15 protein-coding genes and 1 rRNA gene are annotated in these 21,732 nt (G+C 68.0%); 9 read left to right on the top strand and 7 right to left on the bottom strand.

Translation table 11 applies throughout. From position 1 onward, the window contains the following. Positions 1-26: 26 nt before the first annotated feature. Positions 27-1,235, bottom strand: coding sequence for a benzoate/H(+) symporter BenE family transporter (locus C1933_RS19795; protein WP_108754639.1), 1,209 nt, complete (start codon positions 1,233-1,235; stop codon positions 27-29). A 531-nt stretch (positions 1,236-1,766) separates the two neighbouring features. On the opposite strand from C1933_RS19795, the gene rrf reads away from it, so the two are divergent. Next, positions 1,767-1,881: ribosomal RNA gene (rrf, locus tag C1933_RS19790) — 5S ribosomal RNA — on the top strand. 420 nt (positions 1,882-2,301) lie between these two features. On the opposite strand, the gene C1933_RS19785 is transcribed toward rrf, so the two are convergent. The 3 genes from C1933_RS19785 to hemH form a co-directional block, all read right to left on the bottom strand. After that, positions 2,302-4,404, bottom strand: coding sequence for a methyl-accepting chemotaxis protein (locus C1933_RS19785; RefSeq protein WP_108754638.1), 2,103 nt, complete (start codon positions 4,402-4,404; stop codon positions 2,302-2,304). Positions 4,405-4,691: 287 nt separating this feature from the next. Next, complete coding sequence (locus tag C1933_RS19780; RefSeq protein ID WP_108754637.1) at positions 4,692-5,546, bottom strand: alpha/beta hydrolase; 855 nt, start codon at positions 5,544-5,546, stop codon at positions 4,692-4,694. Beyond that, positions 5,543-6,505 carry a ferrochelatase gene (gene hemH / locus C1933_RS19775; protein WP_108754903.1) on the bottom strand — a complete coding sequence of 321 codons (963 nt, stop codon included), beginning with the start codon at positions 6,503-6,505 and terminating at the stop codon, positions 5,543-5,545. The genes C1933_RS19780 and hemH overlap by 4 nt, the downstream gene beginning before the upstream one ends. 162 nt (positions 6,506-6,667) lie before the next feature. Between hemH and C1933_RS19770 the strand changes: the two genes are divergently transcribed. From C1933_RS19770 to tatC, 4 genes are all read left to right on the top strand, one after another. Beyond that, the gene (locus C1933_RS19770) at positions 6,668-7,552 is read left to right on the top strand and encodes a YSC84-related protein (RefSeq protein WP_108754636.1); all 885 of its coding nucleotides are present in this window, start codon (positions 6,668-6,670) and stop codon (positions 7,550-7,552) included. Between the two features lie 74 nt (positions 7,553-7,626). Further along, positions 7,627-7,854: a Sec-independent protein translocase subunit TatA gene (gene tatA / locus C1933_RS19765; RefSeq protein ID WP_108751385.1), complete on the top strand. Its 228-nt coding sequence runs from the start codon at positions 7,627-7,629 to the stop codon at positions 7,852-7,854. A gap of 15 nt (positions 7,855-7,869) precedes the next feature. Beyond that, positions 7,870-8,304, top strand: coding sequence for a Sec-independent protein translocase protein TatB (gene tatB / locus C1933_RS19760; protein WP_108754635.1), 435 nt, complete (start codon positions 7,870-7,872; stop codon positions 8,302-8,304). Further along, complete coding sequence (gene tatC, locus C1933_RS19755) at positions 8,301-9,050, top strand: twin-arginine translocase subunit TatC (protein ID WP_108754634.1); 750 nt, start codon at positions 8,301-8,303, stop codon at positions 9,048-9,050. The genes tatB and tatC overlap by 4 nt, the downstream gene beginning before the upstream one ends. Positions 9,051-9,130: 80 nt before the next feature. Here tatC and C1933_RS19750 read toward each other — a convergent pair whose 3' ends face one another. From C1933_RS19750 to C1933_RS19740, 3 genes are read right to left on the bottom strand one after another with little or no spacing between them, the layout of a single operon-like run. Then, positions 9,131-10,042: a BPSS1780 family membrane protein gene (locus C1933_RS19750; RefSeq protein WP_108754902.1), complete on the bottom strand. Its 912-nt coding sequence runs from the start codon at positions 10,040-10,042 to the stop codon at positions 9,131-9,133. A 51-nt stretch (positions 10,043-10,093) separates the two neighbouring features. After that, positions 10,094-10,840, bottom strand: coding sequence for a glutamine amidotransferase (locus C1933_RS19745; protein ID WP_108754633.1), 747 nt, complete (start codon positions 10,838-10,840; stop codon positions 10,094-10,096). After that, the gene (locus tag C1933_RS19740) at positions 10,812-12,647 is read right to left on the bottom strand and encodes a GspE/PulE family protein (protein WP_108754632.1); all 1,836 of its coding nucleotides are present in this window, start codon (positions 12,645-12,647) and stop codon (positions 10,812-10,814) included. Before C1933_RS19740 ends, C1933_RS19745 begins: the two co-directional genes overlap by 29 nt. 83 nt (positions 12,648-12,730) lie before the next feature. Here C1933_RS19740 and glyQ point away from each other — a divergent pair, with 83 nt between their 5' ends. The 4 genes from glyQ to C1933_RS19720 all read left to right on the top strand — a co-directional run bounded on the left by glyQ (position 12,731) and on the right by C1933_RS19720 (position 21,628). Further along, positions 12,731-13,642, top strand: coding sequence for a glycine--tRNA ligase subunit alpha (gene glyQ / locus C1933_RS19735; protein ID WP_108754631.1), 912 nt, complete (start codon positions 12,731-12,733; stop codon positions 13,640-13,642). 71 nt (positions 13,643-13,713) lie between these two features. Continuing rightward, complete coding sequence (gene glyS / locus C1933_RS19730) at positions 13,714-15,789, top strand: glycine--tRNA ligase subunit beta (protein WP_108754630.1); 2,076 nt, start codon at positions 13,714-13,716, stop codon at positions 15,787-15,789. A gap of 176 nt (positions 15,790-15,965) precedes the next feature. Then, positions 15,966-17,762: an autotransporter assembly complex family protein gene (locus C1933_RS19725; protein WP_108754629.1), complete on the top strand. Its 1,797-nt coding sequence runs from the start codon at positions 15,966-15,968 to the stop codon at positions 17,760-17,762. Next, positions 17,759-21,628, top strand: a complete 3,870-nt coding sequence (locus tag C1933_RS19720; protein WP_108754628.1) for a translocation/assembly module TamB domain-containing protein — start codon at positions 17,759-17,761, stop codon at positions 21,626-21,628. The genes C1933_RS19725 and C1933_RS19720 overlap by 4 nt, the downstream gene beginning before the upstream one ends. The last annotated feature ends 104 nt before the right edge of the window (positions 21,629-21,732 follow it).

Raw genomic sequence — 21,732 nt, 5'->3', positions numbered from 1 at the left:
GGCGGTCCGGTAACGGCCGATCCCGTTCAAGGGGTGCGGCGCGGCCGCAGCACCAGCAGGCACAGCGCACCGGCCACCAGCCCCCAGAACGCCGAGCCAATGCCGGCAAGGGTGACGCCCGAAGCGGTGACCAGGAACGTGACCAGCGCGGCTTCGCGGTCGCGCTCCACCGCCAGCGCACTGGCCAGGCTGTTGCCGATGGTGCCGAACAGGGCGATGCCGGCCACGCAGGCCACCAGCTCGCGGGGGAAGGCGGCAAACAGGGCGGCCACCGTCGCGCCGAACAGCCCGATGACGATATAGAACGCACCGGCGGCCATGGCCGCGGTATAGCGCCGGGCCGGGTTCTCGTGCGCATCGCGGCCCATGCAGATGGCCGCGGTGATGGCAGCCAGGTTCAGGGCATAGGCACCGAAGGGGGCCAGCAGCGTGTTGACCACCCCGATCCAGCCGATCAGCGGGGACACCGGTGCCTGGTAGCCCGAGGCGCGCATCACCGCCACCCCGGGAATGTTCTGCGATGCCATGGTGACCATGAACAAGGGCAGGGCGATCCCGGCCACCGCCGACCAGGACAGGGAAGGGGTGACCCACTGCGGGGTGGCCAACTGCAGGTGTACCGCCTGCGCATGCAGCAGGCCACGACTGGCAGCCAGCGCAATGCCCACCAGCAGCGTGGCGATCACCGCATAGCGCGGGAACAGCCGGCGCCCGGCCAGCCAGGTGCCGAACATGGCCAGGGCCAGCACTACCTGGGTGTTCATCGCCACGAACACATCCAACCCGAAGCGCAGCAGCACGCCCGCCAGCATGCCGGCGGCCAGCGCCATCGGCACCCGCTGCATCAACCGGGCGAAGACCCCGGAGAAGCCCGCCACCATGCCCAGCGCGGCGGCCAGCAGGAAGGCGCCGGTGGCTTCAGAGAGCGAAGCCCCGCCTGCGCCCACCACCAGCATCGCTGCACCGGGGGTCGACCATGCGGTCACCACCGGTACCCGGTAGCGCAGTGACAGGCCGATGCAGGTCACGCCCATGCCCAGACCCAGTGCCCACATCCACGAGGCGATCTGCGCCTGGTCGGCACCGACCGCCTGCGCGGCCTGGAACACGATCACCGCAGAGCTGGCAAATCCCACCAGCACTGTAATGAAGCCTGCCACCACGGCAGGGAAGGAGAGATCGCGCCACCAGGGCGAGTGCGGCGATGCAGCCGGTGCGGTGTGTTCGGTATCCATCCCTGCATACATAGCGTCAGTAGTGCGGTGTGCGCAACGCGAGCGCACTGCTGTCATCAGGATGAAAGAAAAGGGTTGACGAATCCTGCAGGATCTCTAGAATTCGCTCCCTTGCTGCAGCGCGCCACTTCTTCGGAAACGGCACGCGACCAGCAACGCCACCACCGCCGGACGAGATGATCGAACGAAGGTGTTGACGGACTGAAAAAGTCCGGCATAATAGGCGGCTCGCAACGACGAAAGGCCCTCGGGTCCAACGACGAAGCGGCATCGGCAACGACGTCCACCCCGGTGAGACGGCCTTGAAAAAAGGTGTTGACGAAGCGGAAAAGCCGGCTATAATGGGCGGCTCGCTACGAAGGAAACTTCGCAGCACACGGGAACGGCGCTGAGGCCACTCCCCAGGATCTTTGAAAGTATGCGCAGGTATCTTGTGAAGGCGCCTGCAGGAAGGATGATTGTCCATCTTGCAGACGTTTGATCAAGCAACTATTAATTGTTTTAAAGCAAGCGATACGTTGCCAGCATCAATCTGGTGAAATTAGCGCTGTGGAACCACCCGATCCCATCCCGAACTCGGAAGTGAAACGCAGCTGCGCCGATGGTAGTGTGGCTCAAGCCATGCGAGAGTAGGTCATCGCCAGGGTTTATACCCAAAACCCCGCTGCTCACGCAGCGGGGTTTTTTCTTTGCGCGAAACGAAGCGCCCGGTATAGCCACGCCATGCGTGGATGGAAAGCAGTGCCAACCAAGGTTGGCACCCACCAGGGCTGACCCCGGTATATCCACGCCATGCGTGGATGGAGTGCCAACCAAGGTTGGCACCCACCAGAGCTGACCCCGGTATATCCACGCCATGCGTGGATGGAGTGCCAACCAAGGTTGGCACCCACCAGAGCTGACCCTGGTAGATCCACGCCATGCGTGGATGGAAAGCAGTGCCAACCAAGGTTGGCACCCACCAAGGCTGACCCTGGTAGATCCACGCCATGCGTGGATGGAAAGCAGTGCCAACCAAGGTTGGCACCTACCGAGGGGCGCGCGCGGCGCGCCCCTCGGCCTTGCCTCAGTCAATCAACGCCGGTTCGCGATCGCGGTGGAACACCGCCACGGCGGCGGTCAATGCGCCGGCCTGGGCCTGCAGTTCGCGGGCCGCGGCCGTGGCTTCTTCCACCAGCGCGGCGTTCTGCTGCGTGGCCTGGTCCATCTGCACCACCGTCTGGTTGATCTGCTCGATGCCGCTGGACTGCTCCTGCGATGCACCGGAGATCTCCTGCATCAACTGGCTGACATCCTGCACGCCACTGACAATGCCCTGCATGCGCCGCCCGGCGTCGGCAACCAGTTGCGCACCTTCCCCTACCTCGCGGCCGGCTTCATCGATCAATCCCTTGATCTCGTGGGCGGCCGAGGCCGAGCGCTGTGCCAGCACGCGCACCTCGCTGGCGACAACGGCGAAGCCACGCCCCTGCTCGCCTGCGCGTGCGGCTTCCACGGCCGCGTTCAAGGCCAGGATGTTGGTCTGGAAGGCAATGCCGTCGATCACCCCCGTAATGTCGCCGATCCGCCGCGAAGCCGCTTCGATCGCCTGCATGGTGTCCACCACGCGTTGCATGGCGCGGTCCCCTTCGCTGGCCACGCCCTGGGTGGACGAGGCCAGTTCGCTGGCCTGCCGCGCGTGGCTGGCGTTCTGCCGCACCGTGGCGGTGAGTTCTTCCATGGACGCCGCCGTTTCCTGCAGATGCGCCGCCTGCCGTTCGCTGCGCTCGGACAGTGCGCCGTTACCGGCGGCAATCTCGCTGGCCGCGGTGCTGATGGCCGCGGCGCACTGCTGGATGTGGCCGACCATGGAGGAAAGCTGCTGCGCGGTGGCGTTGGCGTCGCGGGCGATGGCGGCGAACGCGCCCTGGTAGTCACCGTGCATGCGCCGGTCCAGATCACCCTGGGCCAGCGCCGCCAGCATCTGCCGCACCTCTTCGACCGTGCTGCCGACGGTTTCCAGCAACTGGTTGATGCCACCGGTCAGCCCGTCCAGGAAGCTGGCGCCTTCCGCAGGACGCAGACGCTGGTCGAGATCGCCGGCGGCCGCGGCGCTGACGATGTCGGCCACCGCGTTCTCAAGCAGCAGCTCGTGGGTGCGGTCGTGCCATTCCACCGCGAAGCCAAGGCGCGTGCCCTGCGCATCGAAGACGGGGGTGACGACCTGGGCGAAGTGCACGGGCCCGATGCGGACCTTGCCGTTGTGCGCCACCTGCAGGCCATTGAGGATGGCTCTAATGCGATCGGGGTTGGCGTGGAAGCGGTGAATGCTGGTGCCTACCAATCGTTCGGCGTCGAAATCCGGGAAGGCTTCGCGCAGCGTGGCCTGCTGGTTGCGCAGCAGGGCGACCACCGAGCGGTTCACGTAGCGGATCACGTGATCGTTGTCGGCGATCATCATCGACGTGCGCGAGGCGTCCAGTGCCTGGCGGATCTGCGCGTTCTCGGCGTGCAGGGCCGTGTCGCGGCTGCGCTGCGCCTGCACGTGGCGCGCGGTATCGGCCAGCGCATGAGCCAGGGTGCCGGGCAGGTAGTCCTGCGTGTTGGCATGCGCGGCAAGGTCGGCGCCGGTGGCGATGTCACGCGCCAGCGCCGCCAGGCGGCGTGGCCCGTGCCCCAGTGCCTCGGTCTGCTGGCGCAGGCGCTGTGCGGCCTGGCCCATCAGTGCGGCTGCTGCGGCGACCAGCGCGGCCTGCGGCAGTGCCGGGATCCATGCACCTGCCTGCAGTGCAGGCACCATCGCGCACAGCGTGCCCACCGCACCGGCCGACCACAGCGGGCCCCGGTCGCGGTAGGCCAGCAGGCACGCCAGCAGCACGCACTGCGGTAACGCCGGGGCTACACCGATGGATGCACACACGGCAGCCAGCTGCATGGATAGCAGCACCGCCAGCCCGTTGCGCGCGATCGGCTGGCCTGCAAAGCGGGTGGCCAACAGCAGCGACGGCAGCCACGCCGCCGCGATGATCGTGGCCAGCAACGGTGAACCGCGCCACGCCAGGGCCACGCCGGTCACGACCAGGGTGGCACTGAGCAGCAGCACGCGATGATCGGCGCGGCGCGCCAGCGCCTGCAGATATGGGGGGCGGGCGGTGTTATGACCGCGCTGGGGTGGGGGTACGGCAGACATCGGCAACTCCTGGTTCAACGAACAGCAACGACCCTGCCGCGCGGCACGCGTACATGCGTGGTCACGGCAGGGCAGGAAAGGGGGAGGCGGCGCCACAGGTGGCGCGGAACAGAAACACCGTGGCCACATCCTGTGGATGACGGTGCAGCAGTGCAGACATGCGTGCTTCCTTGCAGAACCCGGACAGGCCGCCGGCCCGGGTGGGTAGGCGGAGCGCGGGCGAGAAGGCCCGCAGCTGTTCTATCGGCCGCTGCTACGCGCAGTGAAGCGCAACGGCATGCAGCGGGTCAGCCGGCGTTGGGCTCGCCGAGGAAGGCGTTGATGACCGCGGCGATCTGCGCGGGGTGTTCCATGTGCAGGTGATGGTTGCCGGCGAATACGGCCAGGCGTCCGTCGCGCAGGTGCTGCAGGCGCTCGCTGCGCATCGGTTCGGGGTAGTACGACTGCGCCGGCGTGGCGTAGATCACCTGGGTGGGGCAGGCAATGGCCTGCAGCAGGTTGTCGATCTGCCCTTCGCTGAGGCGGATGGCGGTGGGCAGCATCAGGCGCGGATCGCTGCACCAGCGATAGCCGCCTTCCACTGCTTCCACGCCACGCTCCACCAGCAGGCGCGCGCAGCCCTCGCTGAGCTGGTTGGCCATCATGCGCGCACGCACCGGCGCAGCCAGGTCGGCGAACACCCGCAACTGCTTGCGCGCCAGCGCACGGCTGGCCCGCACATGGTCGCGCAGGCGTTCGGCGGTTTCTTCTTCCGGTCCGCGCAGTCCACCCAGCGCCTCGATGGCCACCAGGCGCTGCACGCGTTCGCTCACGGCTGCGGTCAGGCTGGCGATGCCGGCGCCCATGGAGTGGCCGATCAGGGTGAAGCGATCCCAGCCCAGCGCATCGGCCACGTCCAGCACGTGGGTGATGGTGGCCGGGGTGGTGTAGGGCGCGCCGGGCGGCAGGTGCGCACTGTGGCCGTGACCTGGCAGATCGATGGCCACCAGATCCAGCTGCGGCAGGTGTGCGGCCAGCGGGACGAAGCTGGCCGCATTGTCCAGCCAGCCATGCAGGGCCAGCACGCGGGGGCCGGGGCCTGCCTGGCGCAGGCCGGCCACGCGCGCGCCGGCCACGTGCAGTTCGAACGGTTGCAGGCTCATGCCAGCGCAGCCGTGGCCAGCCGGGCCAGGGCGCGGGCGTGGTCGACGCTGGCGTTCAGGCAGGGGATGTAGCGCATCTGCGCGCCACGCTCGGCCAGGGTTTCGGTAAAGCCCATGGCCACCTCTTCCAAGGTTTCCAGGCAATCGGTGGCGAACCCCGGGCAGACCACATCGATCTTCTTCACCCCGGCCTCGGCCAGTTCCCACAGGCGCGGTTCGGCGTAGGGCTGCAGCCAGCGTTCGCGACCGAAGCGCGACTGGTAGCCCAGCTGCCAGTCGTCCGCGCCTAGACCCAGGGCGGCGGCAATGGCGGCGGCGCTGGCTTCGCAGCGCTGCGGATACGGGTCGCCGGCGTCGGCCAGTCGCTGCGGAATGCCGTGGAAGGAAAACATCAGCATCTGCCCGCGGCCATGCGTGTCCCAGTAGGCGCGGATGGACGCGGCGACCGCGGCCACCCATTGCGGGTCGATGGCGTAGTCCTGCACCAGGCTGATATGCACGCCGGGGTTGCGGCGCTGCCAGTCGGCCACCCGGTCTTCCACCGAGGCGGTGGTGGTGGTCGAGTACTGCGGGTACAGCGGCAGCACCGCGATGCGGCGCACGCCCTCGCTGACCAGGCGGTCCAGTTCGCGGGCCAGCGCCGGTTCACCGTAGCGCATGGCGTGGCGCACGCGCAGCTGCGGCAGCTCGGCCTGCATGGCCTGCGCCAGCTGGCGGGTGTAGACCATCAGCGGGGAGCCCTCGGGCAGCCACACCTGGGCGTACTTGGCGGCCGAACGGCTGCTGCGCAGCGGCAGGATGAGCCCGCGCAGCAGCGGCTGCCACAGCAGCGCCGGAATGGAGACCACGCGGGGGTCGGACAGGAATTCAGCCAGGTAACGGCGTACGGCGGGGGCCGTCGGCGTCTCGGGCGTGCCTAGGTTGACCGCCAGCACGGCGGTATCGGGTGCGTCGAGCATGGGCACCATTGTCGCCGATCCGATGTGCCGCCGGCATCGCTTCTGCGCATCGTGCCGATTGCGACTGCCGATCACGGCGCGCGCTCATTGGCGATTCATCGCAACACTACTAATTTCAGTCACTTGCTATATCTTCCTATGGACTGACTTCTGGAGCCTGCCATGCGTCGCCCGATCCAAGCCCTGCTGATCGCCGCCAGCCTGCTTTCCAGCCAGGCCATGGCCGGACCGCAGGAAGACCAGCGCGCCCGCAACGCGGTGCGTGTGCTGGCTGAAATCCAGGAAATCCCCGAGCAGGGAATTCCGGACAAACTGCTGGACGAAGGCCGCGCGGTCATCGTCATTCCCGACACGATCAAGGCCGGTCTGGTCATCGGTGGCCGCCGCGGCCACGGCCTGATGTCGGTGCGCATGCCCAACGGCGCATGGTCGAACCCGGTATTCATCAAGCTGACCGGCGGCAGCATCGGCTTCCAGGCCGGTGTGCAGTCGTCCGACGTGGTGCTGGTGTTCCGCAACGACCGCAGCCTGGACAATCTGGTCAACGGCAAGTTCACCCTGGGCGCCGATGCCGGCGTGGCTGCGGGCCCGGTAGGGCGCAACGCGGCCGCCGCCACCGACGGCCAGCTGAAGGCGGAAATCTGGTCGTGGTCGCGCGCGCGCGGCCTGTTCGCCGGCGTGGCCCTGGATGGCGCGGTGCTGCAGATCGATGATGCCGCCAACCTGGATGCCTACGGCAGCAACACCACCCCGCGCATGATCTTCGAAGGGCGCGCGGTGGGCGCGCCGTCGATGGACGTGGTCGCCTTCCGCGACCGTCTGGAAGAGGCGACCTACGCCGCGCGCAACAACCGCAACGGCAATGGCGCCACTGCCAGCGCACCGCCGCCGCCGCAGAGCAGCCAGCCTGCGCCTGTTCAGGCGCCGCCGGCCGAAGCGACCACCGCGCCGCTGCAGAACGTGCCGCAGAACCCGCCGCCGCAGCAGCAGGGCTTCCAGCCGGTGGGCGACGGTGAAATCCGCACCGAGACGCTGGGCGGCAACTGACTTTCGTCACGCGCGCCGGCTTACGGCCGGTGCGCTATGCTCGACAGCCTGATCACTAACGTAACGAGCGACTTATGGGCAGTTTCAGCATCTGGCACTGGTTGGTCGTACTGGCCATCGTACTGCTGGTGTTCGGCACCAAGCGCCTGACCAGCGGCGCCAAGGATCTCGGCTCGGCGGTGAAGGAATTCAAGAAGGGCATGCGTGACGAGGACAAGCCCGCCGCGCAGCTGGGCGACGAATCGCGCAGCCAGGACGCCTCGCGCACCGCGCAGGACGAGCACGACCGCACCCCGCGTTGATCCGGAGCGGTCACGGTGTTTGATATTGGCTTCAGCGAACTGCTGGTGATTGCCGTGGTCGCCCTGGTGGTGCTCGGTCCCGAGCGCCTGCCCAAGGCGGCCCGCTTCGCCGGCCTGTGGGTGCGCCGTGCGCGCAATCAGTGGGATTCGGTGAAGCAGGAGCTGGAACGCGAACTGCACGCCGAGGAGATCAAGCGGCAGATGCAGGACGTGCGGCAGAGCATGCAGGACACCGAAAGCCAGTTGCGCGCCAGTGGTGAAGCGGTGCGCCGCGAAGCCACGCAGGCGCAGCAGCACGGCGATGCGCTGGCCGACGAAGTGCGGGCGCCGACACCGGCCGCAGCGCAGACCCCGCCGCATCTGCTGGATACGTCGGCAACCCCGGCCAATGCCACGCCCGCGACAGACGCCGCCGCGACGCCGGCCACACCGCCGGAGCGCCAGCCATGAGCGAACAGGACTTCGGCGAAAGCTCGCTGGTCGAGCATCTGGTTGAACTGCGCGCGCGCCTGGTGCGTGCGCTGCTGGGCCTGGGCGTGGTGCTGCTGGGCTTGTTGCCGTTTACCCAGAAGCTGTACACCGCGCTGGCGCATCCGCTGGTATCGCAGCTGCCGAACGGGCAGACGATGATCGCCACCAATCCGGCCGGTGCGTTCTTCGCGCCGTTGAAGCTGACCTTCTTCGTGGCCCTGTTCGTGGCCGTGCCCTGGCTGCTGTACCAGCTGTGGGCGTTCGTGGCGCCCGGCCTGTACGCCCGCGAAAAGCGCCTGGCGGTGCCGCTGCTGGTGTCGTCGGTGCTGCTGTTCTACACCGGCTGCGCGTTCGCCTACTTCCTGGTGCTGCCGGCGGTGTTCCACTTCCTGACCACCTTCAGCCCGGAAGTGATCGCGCTCACCCCCGATGCGAATGCCTACCTGGATTTCGTGCTGGCGATCTTCTTCGCCTTCGGCGGCAGCTTCGAACTGCCGGTGGCGATGGTGATCCTGGTGCTGCTGGGCTGGGTGACGCCGCAGCAGTTCAAGGAAGGCCGCGGCTACGCGATCGTCGGCATCTTCGTGGTGGCCGCCGTGCTGACCCCGCCGGACGTCGTGTCACAGCTGATGCTGGCCATTCCCATGTGCCTGCTGTACGAACTGGGCATTCACGCCGCACGCTGGCTGGTGCCGTCGTCGGTGGCGAAGAAACCGGCCGCCTGATGCGCGAACGCCGGGCATTGCCCGGCGCTCTTCATTGATCCGCTTCATCCACGCATGGCGTGGATCTACTGCGGTGCAGGTCAGGCGTGGAAGACGTCGTTGGCCGGCGGCGTGGCCGGGATCGGCGGTACCGCGCGGCTGCCACGGTGCACGAACATCTGCTTCCAGGCCGCGTACACGGCGCCTACGTACAGCGGCATCAGCACGGTGGTCAGCACCAGCTGGGCGATGAACGCGGCAGCCAGCGGGCCGCCGATCAGCATGGCCAGCTGGATGACGATGACGAAGGCGATGTAGCCGCAGAACAACGCGATCACGCCCAGCAGCGCGAACACCACCATCGCCCCCAGGTTTTCCACGCAGCCCTGCAGGCTCAGGCGCAGCGCGTGCATGCCGCTCTGCTTGTCGAACACCACCAGCGCCGGCTGGGTGAACATGGCCAGGGTCAGGCCGATGGCGGTGATGAACACCAGCAGCAGCCACAGCGCGATGCGCTTGGCCGGCAGGTTGGCCACCAGGGCGGCGGCATCATCGGGGCTGATCTGCTGCCCGCTCTGGCCGATCTCTTCCATCCGCTTCATGACCTCGCTGAAGGCGGCAAAGCCCTCGCGGCCGATCATCAGGTACAGCAGCACGCCCAGCAGCAGCACCGCCAGCACCTGGATCGCCAGCGGCACCAGCAGGTGGCTGACACGGTGGTCGCGGATCGGCTGCAGCAGGTGCGTGGCCAGGCCCGGGCGGCCTTCGTCGATCTCGCCCACGGCGTACAGCATGCCGCCGAACATAATGGGCGAGATGGCCAGGGTCATCAGCTGCACCGCCAGCCCCGCCGCGCCAGGAATGAGCGTGGACAGCAGGGTGACCACCCAGCTGACCAGCATCCAGGTCAGGCCGATCCGGGCCAGCTGCAGCGGCGCACGCCGGTACAGGGAGAACGTATCCAGCAACCACTGGGCGCCCGCCGAAGCCGGCAGCTTGCGAATCTCTTTCATGGACATCCGGGAAGGACAGTAAGGGGGCCGGGCCGGGGCCCGTGCCGCCGATTATCCCTGTTTTGCCACCGGCTGGGCTGAAGACAGCCGGGCCTGGCGCACGAAACGGCGCAGCAGCTGGCGCGCCAGCGGTGCCGCGCTGACCGCCCGTTCCACGCTGCGTGCGCAGCCGCCGTGGCGGCCGATGCAGTCGGCGCGGGCGCGCACGTAGCCACGCATGTGGTGGGTGGCGAATTCGGGATGGAACTGCACGCCCCAGGCCTGCCGGCCCCAGCGGAAGGCATGGCAGCCATCCAGCGGCGAGCGGGCCAGCACGGCGGCACCTTCCGGCGCACGCAGCACGGTCTGCAGGTGGGTGGCATGGGCGGCGAAATGGCGCGGCAGCCCACTGAACAACGGGTCCTCGGCGGCGGCCGGGTCCAGCTCCAGTTCGATCGTGCCCGATTCGCGCCCGGCCGGGTTGTAGGCCACTTCCCCGCCCAGTGCATGGGCCAGCAGCTGGTGGCCGTAGCAGATGCCGAACACCGGCACGCCATCATGCGCGGCCGCACGCAGCCAGGCCGCGCTGCGCTCGCTCCATTCGGCACGGTCGGTCACGTAGGCGGCCGAACCGCTGACCAGCACGCCGGCGAAGCCACGGGCATCGGGCAGGGCGGCGCCGTGTTCGACATCGACCACGACAGTCTGCTGTTCTTCCAGGCCGGCGGCCACGCGGATCCAGTGCGGAAAGCGCCCGTAACGGCGCAGGGTCGGCACCGGGCGGCCGGTTTCAAGGATCAGGAAGGGCGCTGGATTCATCCGGGGGCGGCAGGACTGACAGGACTTCCTCGATTGTAGTCAGCCCCTGCGCCACCTTTTCAAGCCCGGCCTGGCGCAGGGTTCGCAATCCTTCAGCACGCGCGGCCCGGCTGAAACCGGCCAGATCCATGTCCGCGCGGATCAGCCCGCGCAGCCGCGAACCCAATGGCAGCAACTCATACAGCCCGATGCGGCCGAGGAAACCGGTGCGCCGGCACTCCAGGCAACCGACCGGCCGACAGGGCGTGGCGGCATCTGGATATGCTGCATGGCTATCAGCCAGCACCGCCCAATCGGCCGGTCCCAGCGTGTGCGGCTGCTTGCAGTGCGGGCACAGCGTGCGCACCAGGCGCTGGGCCAGGATGCCGTTCACGGTGGAGGCCAGCAGGTAGTGCGGCACGCCGATGTCGAGCAGCCGGGTGATGGCCGAGGGCGCATCATTGGTGTGCAGGGTGGACAGCACCAGATGGCCGGTAAGCGAGGCCTGCACCGCCATCTGCGCGGTTTCCAGGTCGCGGATCTCGCCGATCATGATGATGTCCGGGTCCTGCCGCAGCAGGGTGCGCACGCCCGCGGCGAAATCCAGGTCGATGTTGGTCTGCACCTGCATCTGGTTGAACTCGGCGGCGATCATCTCGATCGGGTCTTCCACCGTGCACACGTTCACGTCAGGCGTGGCCAGCCGCTTCAGGGTGGAATACAGGGTGGTGGTCTTGCCCGAACCGGTCGGCCCGGTGACCAGCACGATGCCGTGCGGGCGCTCCACCAGCGCGTTCCAGCCGGCCGCTTCCTGCGGGCTGAAGCCGAGCTGGTCGATGCTCTTGAAGGCCGCATCGGGGTCGAAGATGCGCATCACGCACTTCTCGCCGAAGGCGGTGGGCATGGTCGACAGGCGCATTTCGACTTCGCGCCCGCCCGGCGAGCGGGTCTTGATGCGGCCGTCCTGCGGGCGCCGGCGCTCGGCCAGGTCCATGCGCCCCAGCACCTTGATGCGGCTGACCACGGCGGTCATCACCGCTGGCGGCACCTCGAACACCTTGTGCAGCACGCCGTCGATGCGGAAGCGCATGCGCCCCATCTCGCGGCGCGGTTCCAGATGGATGTCCGAAGCGCGCTGTTCGTAGGCGTACTGCAGCAGCCAATCGACGATGTGCACGATGTGCTGGTCGTCGGCGTTGACGTCGCCGGTGCGGCCCAGCTCCACCAGCTGTTCGAAGCTGGGCAGGGTGGCGTTGGCTTCACCGCGCACGTCGCCGCGGGCCCCGCGCACCGAGCGGGTCACGCCGAAGAACTCCATGGTGTAGCGGTGCAGGTCCAGCGGGTTGACCACCGCCAGCTCGATCTGGCGCCGGGTCAGGTGCTGCAGGTCGCGGCGCCATTCCTGCGCCAGCGGTTCGCTGGTGGCCACCAGCACCCGCTCGCTGTCCACCGCCAGTGGCAGGAAGCGATGGCGGCGCGCATAGGCGTGCGAGGCCACGGCGGTCACGCTGGCCACGTCCACCCGGGTCGGGTCGATGCGCAGGTAGCGGCAGCCGGTACGCTGGGCCAGCCATTCGGTCAGCCGTTCCAGACTCAGTTCACCGCCGCTGCTGGCTGCCAGTTTCAGGTTGGACAGCAGCACCAGCGGATGCACTTCGCTGGCATTGCGCGCGCCCTGTGCGGAAAAGCGCACGCGCTCGCGGTCCTGTGGCGCGACCAGGCCATCGGCCAGCACGGCGGCGGCCACCTGCTCGAACTGCAGCCGCCCTGGCGGCAGCGGTACCGCGGCGGAATCACCCGAACTCCCCACCGGCAGCCGGTGATCCATCTGCCTGCTCCTCCCGGGTACGGAATGCCCCGCAGGTCGGCCGTTATACTAGCGCACCCCTCAGCCGGCCAAGAATCGTCCGCATGTCCGCGACCCCGACCGTACCGATCACCTTCCAGGGCCTGATCCAGACCCTGAACCAGTTCTGGGCCCAGCAGGGCTGCGTGCTCATCCAGCCGCTCGACCTGGAGGTGGGCGCCGGTACGTTCCACCCGGCCACCTTCCTGCGTGCGATCGGCCCGGAAGGCTGGAACGCGGCCTACGTGCAGCCCTCGCGCCGCCCCACCGACGGCCGCTACGGCGAGAACCCCAACCGCCTGCAGCGCTACTACCAGTACCAGGTGGCGATGAAGCCGGCGCCGGACAACATCCAGCAGCTGTACCTGGATTCGCTGAAGGCGCTGGGCATCGACCCGCTGGTGCACGACCTGCGCTTCGTGGAAGACAACTGGGAATCGCCGACCCTGGGGGCCTGGGGCCTGGGCTGGGAAGTCTGGCTCAACGGCATGGAGGTGACCCAGTTCACCTACTTCCAGCAGGCCGGTGGCCTGGAATGCCGCCCGGTGCTGGGCGAGATCACCTATGGTCTCGAGCGCCTGTGCATGTACCTGCAGAACTGCGACAACGTCTACGACCTGGTCTGGACCTACGGCCCGGACGGCCAGCCGGTGACCTACGGCGACGTCTACCACCAGAACGAGGTGGAGCAGAGCACCTACAACTTCGAACACGCCGACGTGGAAGAACTGTTCCACCGCTTCGATGCGTGCGAGCGCGAGGCGCAGAAGCTGGTGGAAGTGAACCTGCCGCTGCCGGCCTACGAGCAGGTGATGAAGGCCAGCCACACCTTCAACCTGCTGGATGCGCGCCGCGCGATCAGCGTGACCGAACGCCAGCGCTACATCCTGCGCGTGCGCGCGCTGGCCCAGGCGGTGGCCAAGGCCTACTACGAGCAGCGCGAGAAGCTGGGCTTCCCGGGCGCGAAGAAGGCCTGAGGGCCGCGCTTTCCACTACTTCCGGGCGCCGGACGCGTTGCGCGCTGCGCCCCCACCACAGGATTGAAACGATGAGCCAACTGTCCCCCCTGCTGATCGAACTGGGCACCGAAGAGCTGCCCGTGAAGGCGCTGCCGGGCCTGGCCCAGGCCTTCTTCGATGGCGTTGTCGATGGCCTGCGCAAGCGCGGTGTCGAACTGGAGCTGGGCGATGCACGCCCGCTGTCCACCCCGCGCCGCCTGGCCGTGCTGCTGCCCGGCGTGGGCCTGGAACAGCCGGAACAGCGCAGTGAAGTGCTGGGCCCGTACCTGAACATCGCGCTGGATGCCGAAGGCCAGCCGACCAAGGCCCTGCAGGGCTTCGCGGCCAAGGCCGGTATCGACTGGACCGCGCTGGAAAAGACCACCGACAACAAGGGCGAACGCTTCGTGCACCGCGCCGTTAGCCCGGGTGCACGCACTGCCGCGCTGCTGCCGGAGGTGCTGCGCGAGGCGATTGCGGCCATGCCCATTCCCAAGCCGATGCGCTGGGGTGACCACGAGTGGGGCTTCGCTCGCCCGGCACACTGGCTGGTGCTGCTGCATGGTACCGATGTGGTCGAGGCCGAACTGTTCGGCCTGAAGGCCGACCGCATGAGCCGCGGCCATCGCTTCCACCACGACAAGACCGTGTGGCTGAGCCAGCCGCAGGATTACGTGGAATCGCTGCGCGCGGCCAAGGTGCTGGTCGACCCGGCCGAGCGCCGCGAGCGCATCGTGGCCGAGGTCGAGACCGCTGCGGGCACTGCCGGCGGCAGTGCGCGCATCACCGAAGACAACCTGGAGCAGGTGGTGAACCTGGTCGAGTGGCCGTCGGCCGTGCTGTGCAGCTTCGAGCGCGCGTTCCTGGCGGTGCCGCAGGAAGCGCTGATCGAGACCATGGAGATCAACCAGAAGTTCTTCCCGGTGCTGGATGACAGCGGCAAGCTGACCGAGAAGTTCATCGGCATCGCCAACATCGAATCGAAGGACGTGGCCGAAGTGGCCAAGGGCTACGAGCGCGTGATCCGCCCGCGCTTCGCCGATGCCAAGTTCTTCTTCGACGAGGACCTGAAGCAGGGCCTGGAAGCGATGGGCGAGGGCCTGAAGACGGTGACCTACCAGGCCAAGCTGGGCAGCGTCGCCGACAAGGTGGCACGCGTGGTGGCCCTGGCCGAGGTGATTGCGCCGCAGGTGGGCGCCGAGGCGCTGCTGGCCAAGCGCGCCGCGCAGCTGGCCAAGAACGACCTGCAGTCGCGCATGGTCAATGAATTCCCGGAACTGCAGGGCATTGCCGGCCGCCACTACGCGGTGGCCGGTGGCGAATCGCCGGAGGTGGCGCTGGCCATCGACGAGGCCTACCAGCCGCGCTTCGGTGGCGATGACATCGCGCTGTCGCCGCTGGGCAAGGTGCTGGCCATTGCCGAGCGCGTGGATACGCTGGCCGGCGGTTTCGCCGCAGGCCTGAAGCCGACCGGCAACAAGGACCCGTTCGCCCTGCGCCGCAACGCGCTGGGCCTGGCCCGCACCATCATCGAAAGCGGCTTCGAGCTGGACCTGCGCGCGCTGCTGGCCAGCGCCAACGCCGGCCTGGCCGCGCGCAACGTGCAGGCCGACGTGGGTGAGCTGTACGACTTCATCCTGGACCGCCTGAAGGGCTATTACAGCGACAAGGGCGTGCCGGCCACCCACTTCAACGCCGTGGCCGAACTGAAGCCGGCCTCGCTGTATGACTTCGACCGCCGCCTTGACGCAATCGGCACGTTTGCCGCGCTGCCGGAAGCCGAGGCGCTGGCCGCGGCCAACAAGCGCATCCGCAACATCCTCCGCAAGGCCGAAGGCGACATCCCGGGCCAGATCGACGCGTCGCTGCTGCAGGAAGACGCCGAGCGCGCGCTGGCCGAGGCCGTGACCGCGGCCATCGACGACACCAGCGCCAGCCTGCACCACAAGGATTACGTGGCCGTGCTGGCGCGCCTGGCCCGCCTGCGCCCGCAGGTCGATGCCTTCTTCGATGGCGTGATGGTCAATGCCGAAGACCCGGCCCTGCGTGGCAACCGCCTGGCGCTGCTGACCCTGCTGGGCGAGCGCCTGGGCAAGGTGGCGGCGATCGAGCATCTGTCGAGCTGACCGGGGCCGCCCCCCATCCACGCATGGCGTGGATCTACTGGAACAGGTAGCGCCGGGCCATGCCCGGCGTTGTCGTTATCGTGCCGATGATGCGCACAAAGGCGCGCATTTTGACTGCCACTTAACAACCGATCCCGATTCGCGCGCTGCATTTCGCATCGTCACGCGCGGTCGGTATGCTGTGCCGCATGCAGCCAAAGAACTACGCCCTGCCCCTGGTGCTCCTGTCCTTCGCCGTGGCCTCGTCCGCCCACGCGCGCGGCACCATCGACAAGGTGGAAATCAAGGGATTGGACAAGGGCGACGACGCCGAGATGATCGAGAACATCGAGGTCTCACTGTCGCTCTATGAAACCATCGGCAAGGAACAGGGCGAATCGCGCCTGGAATACCTGCTGTCGCAGGCCGAGCGGCAGACCCGCCAGGCACTGGAGCCCTTTGGTTACTACAACCCGGTGATCACCGTGGAGGCGCCACGCCAGGACGAACACCTGCGGGTGGTGATCCACGTGGAAAAGGGCCCGCCGGTAACCGTGCGCCGCGAGCACATCGACATCACCGGCCCGGCCACGTACGACCAGTACCTGCAGGATGACCTGGCCGCGTTCAAGCCGCGCAAGGGCCAGCGCTTCGAACATACCCAGTACGAAGCCAGCAAGATCACCGTGACCCGGCGCCTGGCCGAGCGCGGCTATTTCGATGCCGACTACACCCAGCGCCAGGTGCAGATCACCCGCGCCGAGAACGCCGCCGACATCGACCTGACCTGGGACAGCGGCCGCCGCTACAACATGGGCCCGGTGCGCTTCGAGCAGGATTACTTCGTCGACAAGCTGTTCGACCCGCTGGTGTACTGGGAACAGGGCAGCTATTTCCACGAAGGCAAGCTGGACCGCCTGCGCGAATCGCTGACCAAGCTGGACTACTTCAGCGTGATCGACATCCAGCCGCGGCCGGACCAGGCCGACGACAACGGCGAAGTGCCGATCGACGTGAAGCTGACCCGCGCCAAGCGCACCATCTACACCGCCGGTCTGAGCTACGGCAGTGAAAGTGGCGCCGGTGTGCGCGGCGGCGTGGAGCGGCGGTTCCTGAACAGCCGCGGCCACAAGATGAACACCCAGCTGGACTATGCGCAGAAGCGCAAGAGCCTGGTCAGCACCTACCGTGTGCCGGCGTTCAAGTGGCTGGATGGCTGGTATGGACTGACCGCCAGCGCCTATGACGAGCAGACCGACTACATCGATCTGCGCAACTTCAAGCTGATCGCCAGCCGCAGTGGCGAGATCAACGAACACTGGACGGCCATCGCCTCGATCAACGCGCTGCGCGAGCGCTGGCGCTACGCCTCGGGCACCGAGTTCACCGATGCGGTGTACAACACCTCCACGCTGGTCTACCCGCAGCTGGTGGCCGACTACGTGAACGTGGACGATGAACTGTTCCCGCGCAGCGGCGTGAGTGGCAGCGCCACCCTGCGCGGCGGCGTGGAGGGGGCCGGCTCGGACACCAGTTTCGTGCAGGCCAACCTGCTGCTGCGCTGGTACATCCCCATCGGCGAAAGCAACCGCTTGATCCTGCGCGGCGAAGGTGGCACCACCTGGACCAGCGACCTGGTGGCCATGCCGCCCAGCCTGCGCTTCTTCGCCGGTGGCGACCGCAGCATCCGCGGCTATGCGTTCCGCGAAGTCGGCCCGCGCACGCCGGCGCCGGACAAATACGCGCTGGGTGCGAAGAACCTGGTGATCGGCTCGGCCGAGTACGAGCACTATTTCAACGGCGGCCCGTGGGGTGCAGCGGTATTTGTCGACACCGGCAGTGCATTCGACAACACCATTGACCTGCACACCGGCGTCGGCTTCGGCGTGCGCTGGAAATCGCCGGTGGGCCCGGTGCGCGTGGATATCGCGCACGGCCTGAACAATCCGGATTCGCAGTTCCAGCTGTACCTGAACATCGGAGCGGACCTGTGAGCGCGCCCACGCCGAATCCACCTGCGGGCAGCCCGCCACCGCGCGTGCGTTTCTACCGTCGTCGCCGTTTCTGGGCCTGGTCGGGCGTGGGCGTGCTGGGCCTGGTGCTGCTGGCCTTGCTGGCGGTCTACTGGCTGCTGCAGACCGTGGCCGGCCGCGACGTGCTGCTGGCGCAGGTGGTCGCGCGGCTGCCGGTGGGCGCCAGCTTCACCTGGGACAAGGTGGATGGCCCGGTCGCCGGCCCGCTGACCCTGTACAACGTCGATTTCCGCTACGACGACATCCATTTCCACGCCGAGCGTGCGCACCTGGAACCGGACCTGCGCCCTCTGCTGGGCCGCAAGCTGCTGCTGGACCGGCTGGAGCTGACCAACGCGACCTTGAACCTGGCCAAGAGCGATGAGCCGTTCGAGATGCCGTCGTGGCCCGATTCGCTGCCGCAGATCGAAATGCCGCTGGCCATCCAGGCCGATGTGATCGCCATCGACGGCTTCCGCATCACCCAGGCCAATGAGCCGCTGATCGACATCGCCCGCGTGCGCGGCGGCATCGAGATCGCCAACGGCGAATTCCAGGCCCGGCAGCTGCTGGTGGACAGCGACATGGGCGATTTCACTGCCCAGGGGCGCTACATTCCGGCCAAGGATTACGACACCGACGTGACCGTGACCGCCGTGCTGCCGGCCCCGCGCGGTCGCACCGCCGCCACCCTGGGCCTGGTTGCACGCGGCAACCTGGCGCACATGGAAGTGGGCGTGGCCGGCCGCGCGCCCAAGCCGTTGCGGGCCATGCTGGTGTTCGATGGCCGCACCGATCCGACGTGGAGCGCCAGCGTGCGCAGCGATGAGCTGGATCTGGCACTGCTGTCGCCGGCGCTGGCCGCATCGGCCATCGCACCGCTGTCGCTGGATTTCACCGCCGCCGGCAAGGGCGGCCAGGCCAACCTGCACGGGAAGCTGAAGCAGGGGGCGCAGGAAGTGGAGCTGGCGCCGTCGGTGGTGTCGCTGCAAAACCAGGTGCTGAAGGTGTCGCCGCTGGTGCTGAAGGGCCTGGGCGGTGAAGCGCGCCTGCAGGGCACCGCCGATTTCAGCAACCCGGACCAGCAGACCCTGAATTTCTCGGTGATTGCGCGGAACCTGACCTGGGTGCCCGAGCCCGATCCGAACACCGCCGGCAGTGCGCCGGTGCCGGTCACCCTGCAGGAAGCGCGCTTCGGCCTGGCCGGTACGCTGAAGGCGTGGGCGGCCATTGGCCGTGCGCAGATCGAGCGCGAGCAGAAGCGTGCCGACCTGCGCTTCGATGTACGCGGCAACGACCAGTCCGCTTCGATCCGCGAACTGGTGGCGCAGACCCCCGGTGGCCAGTTGCAGGTGGAAGGCCAGGTGGCCTGGGCACCGCAGCTGGACTGGGATGCCAAGGCCAGCCTTAAGGATTTCGATCCGGGCTACTTCCTGCCGGGTTGGGATGGTCGGCTTTCGGGCAACCTTGCCTCGAAGGGCCGCCAGGTGCCGCCGCCGGCCAGCGCCGCCGCAGGTACGGCGCCCACTCTGGAAGCGACCGTCGATCTGCCAGCACTGAAGGGCACCCTGCGCCAGCGCAACGTCGATGCCAAGGGCAAGTTCGCGCTGCAGGGCGCGCAGGGCCAGGGTGAACTGGCGCTGGCGATCGGCAGCAGCCGGGTCACCGCCAAGGGCAAGGTGGGCGACCGCCTGGATATCGATGCGCGCTTCGAGCCGCTGCAGTTGAGCGATCTGCTGCCCGGCGCCGATGGCGGCCTGCGCGGCCAGGTGCAGGTGACCGGCCCGCGCGACGCGCCGGACATCCGTGCCGATCTGGTGGGCAACAACATCAACTGGGATGGCTACGGCGCGCAGAGCCTGAGCATCCAGGGCAACCTGCCGTGGCGCGGTGACGCCGGCCGCCTGTCGATCCAGGGCCAGCAGGTCAACGCCGGCATGCTGCTGGAACGCCTGGCCATCGACGCGCAGGGCAGCGTGTCCAACCTGCGCCTGAGCGCGCAGACCCACAACGAACTGGGCGCGATCGACCTGCAGGGCAGCGTGCGCCAGCAGGGCGAGCAATGGCGCGGTGAACTGTCCACCCTTCGCATTGCGCCGGTGAAGGGCGACGCCTGGGCGTTGCGTGCACCGGCCGCCTTCGCGGTGGACGGCGGCACCTACACCCTGGCCGACACCTGCCTGGCCGCGGCCACCGGCGGCGCCCTGTGCGCGCAGGCCAACTGGCCGCGCGAAGGGCTGGTGGTGCGGGGTGATGCCTTGCCGCTGTCGCTGGTGCAGCCGTGGCTGCCGCCGCAGTCGGGGCGCCGCATCTACCTGCGTGGCGAACTGACCCTGGATGCGCAGATCCGCCCGCGCGGCAATGCCTGGGAGGGCCACGTGGAAGTGCGTTCGCCGGAAGGCGGCGTGCGCCTGGGCGAGAACCGCAACACCGGCACCGGCGCCAATGCCAACCGCGGTGAACTGGCACGCTACGACCAGTTCTCGGTGAAGCTGGACATGACCCCGGCCAGCATCAAGGGCTACCTGGGCCTGGGCTTCCAGGGCAACGGCTTCGTCGATGCGAAATTCCAGACCGGCTGGGAAGCCAGCGCGCCGTTGAACGGCGAGCTGTACATGAACATGTCGCGGCTGTACTGGCTGGAGCTTTTCTCGCCGGACATCGTGCGCCCCACCGGCCTGATCGAAGGCCACGTGAGCCTGCGCGGCACGCGTGGCCAGCCATCGCTGGGCGGTGACGCGCAGCTGAGCAACTTCAAGGGTGAATTCCCGGCGCTGGGCCTGACCCTCGACCAGGGCAAGGGCAGCTTCGTCGCCCAGCCCGATGGCTCGGCCAAGATCACCGCGCAGGCCAATTCGGGGCAGGGCACCCTGTACGTGGACGGCGGTCTGTCCTGGTTCGGCGATGCGCAGCCGCTGCAGCTGAAGATCCATGGCGAAAACGTCCTGGTGTCCAACACCAGCGAACTGCGCATCATTGCCAACCCGAACCTCGATTTCACCCTGGCCAAGGCGGCGATGGAACTGCGCGGCACCGTGCACGTGCCCGAGGCCGACATCGACCTGGAACGCCTGGACCGCGGCACGTCGGTGTCCGAAGACGTGGTGGTGCTGGACCCGGCCGACCCGGAGGAATCGCGCACCTCGCCGCTGGACATGGACCTGACGGTCAGCCTGGGCGACAAGGTGAAGATGACCGGGTTCGGCCTGAAGGGCGCGCTGACCGGCAAGATGCAGGTGTGGGCGCGACCAGGCCGCGAGATGACCGCCAATGGCGGCCTGGAAGTCAGTGGCCGCTACAAGGCCTATGGCCAGGACCTGACCATCACCCGCGGCAACCTCAACTGGAACTACAACGCGGTGTCCGACCCGCGCATCAACATCCGCGCCGAGCGCCGCATTGGCGATGTCACCGCGGGCATCGATGTGACCGGGCGCGCCCAGCAACCCCGTGCCGATGTCTGGTCCGATCCGGCCATGTCGCAGTCCGAAGCCCTGGCCTATCTGGTGCTGGGCCGCAGCCTGACCAATGCCAGCAGCGACCAGACCCAGCAGGTCACCGCCGCCTCGGCCGCGCTGTCGGCCGGCAGCGGCCTGCTGGCCTCGCAGCTGGGCGCCAAGCTGGGCCTGGATGATGCCGGGGTCAGCCAGTCACGCGCGCTGGGCGGTTCGGTAATTGGTTTTGGCAAGTACATTTCGCCCAAGCTGTACGTGGGCTACGGCGTATCGATGGTCGGCAGCGGTTCGGTGCTGACGCTGAAATACCTGCTCAGCCGCGGCTTCGACGTGGAAGTGGAATCGAGCACGGTGGAAAACCGCGGCTCGCTGAACTGGCGCCGCGAGAAGTAGAGCCACGCCATGCCGGGGTCAGATCCCTTTCAACGAAAGGGCTCTGACCCCGGGTGCAACGCCGCCACCCAACCATCGGCCGTTGCCCCGGCCTGCCCCAGCGG

This window comes from Stenotrophomonas sp. ZAC14D2_NAIMI4_6, from assembly GCF_003086875.1.
Classification (GTDB): domain Bacteria; phylum Pseudomonadota; class Gammaproteobacteria; order Xanthomonadales; family Xanthomonadaceae; genus Stenotrophomonas.
The sequence above is the reverse complement of the archived record's forward strand: the minus strand, read 5'-3'. Positions and strand labels throughout refer to the sequence as shown.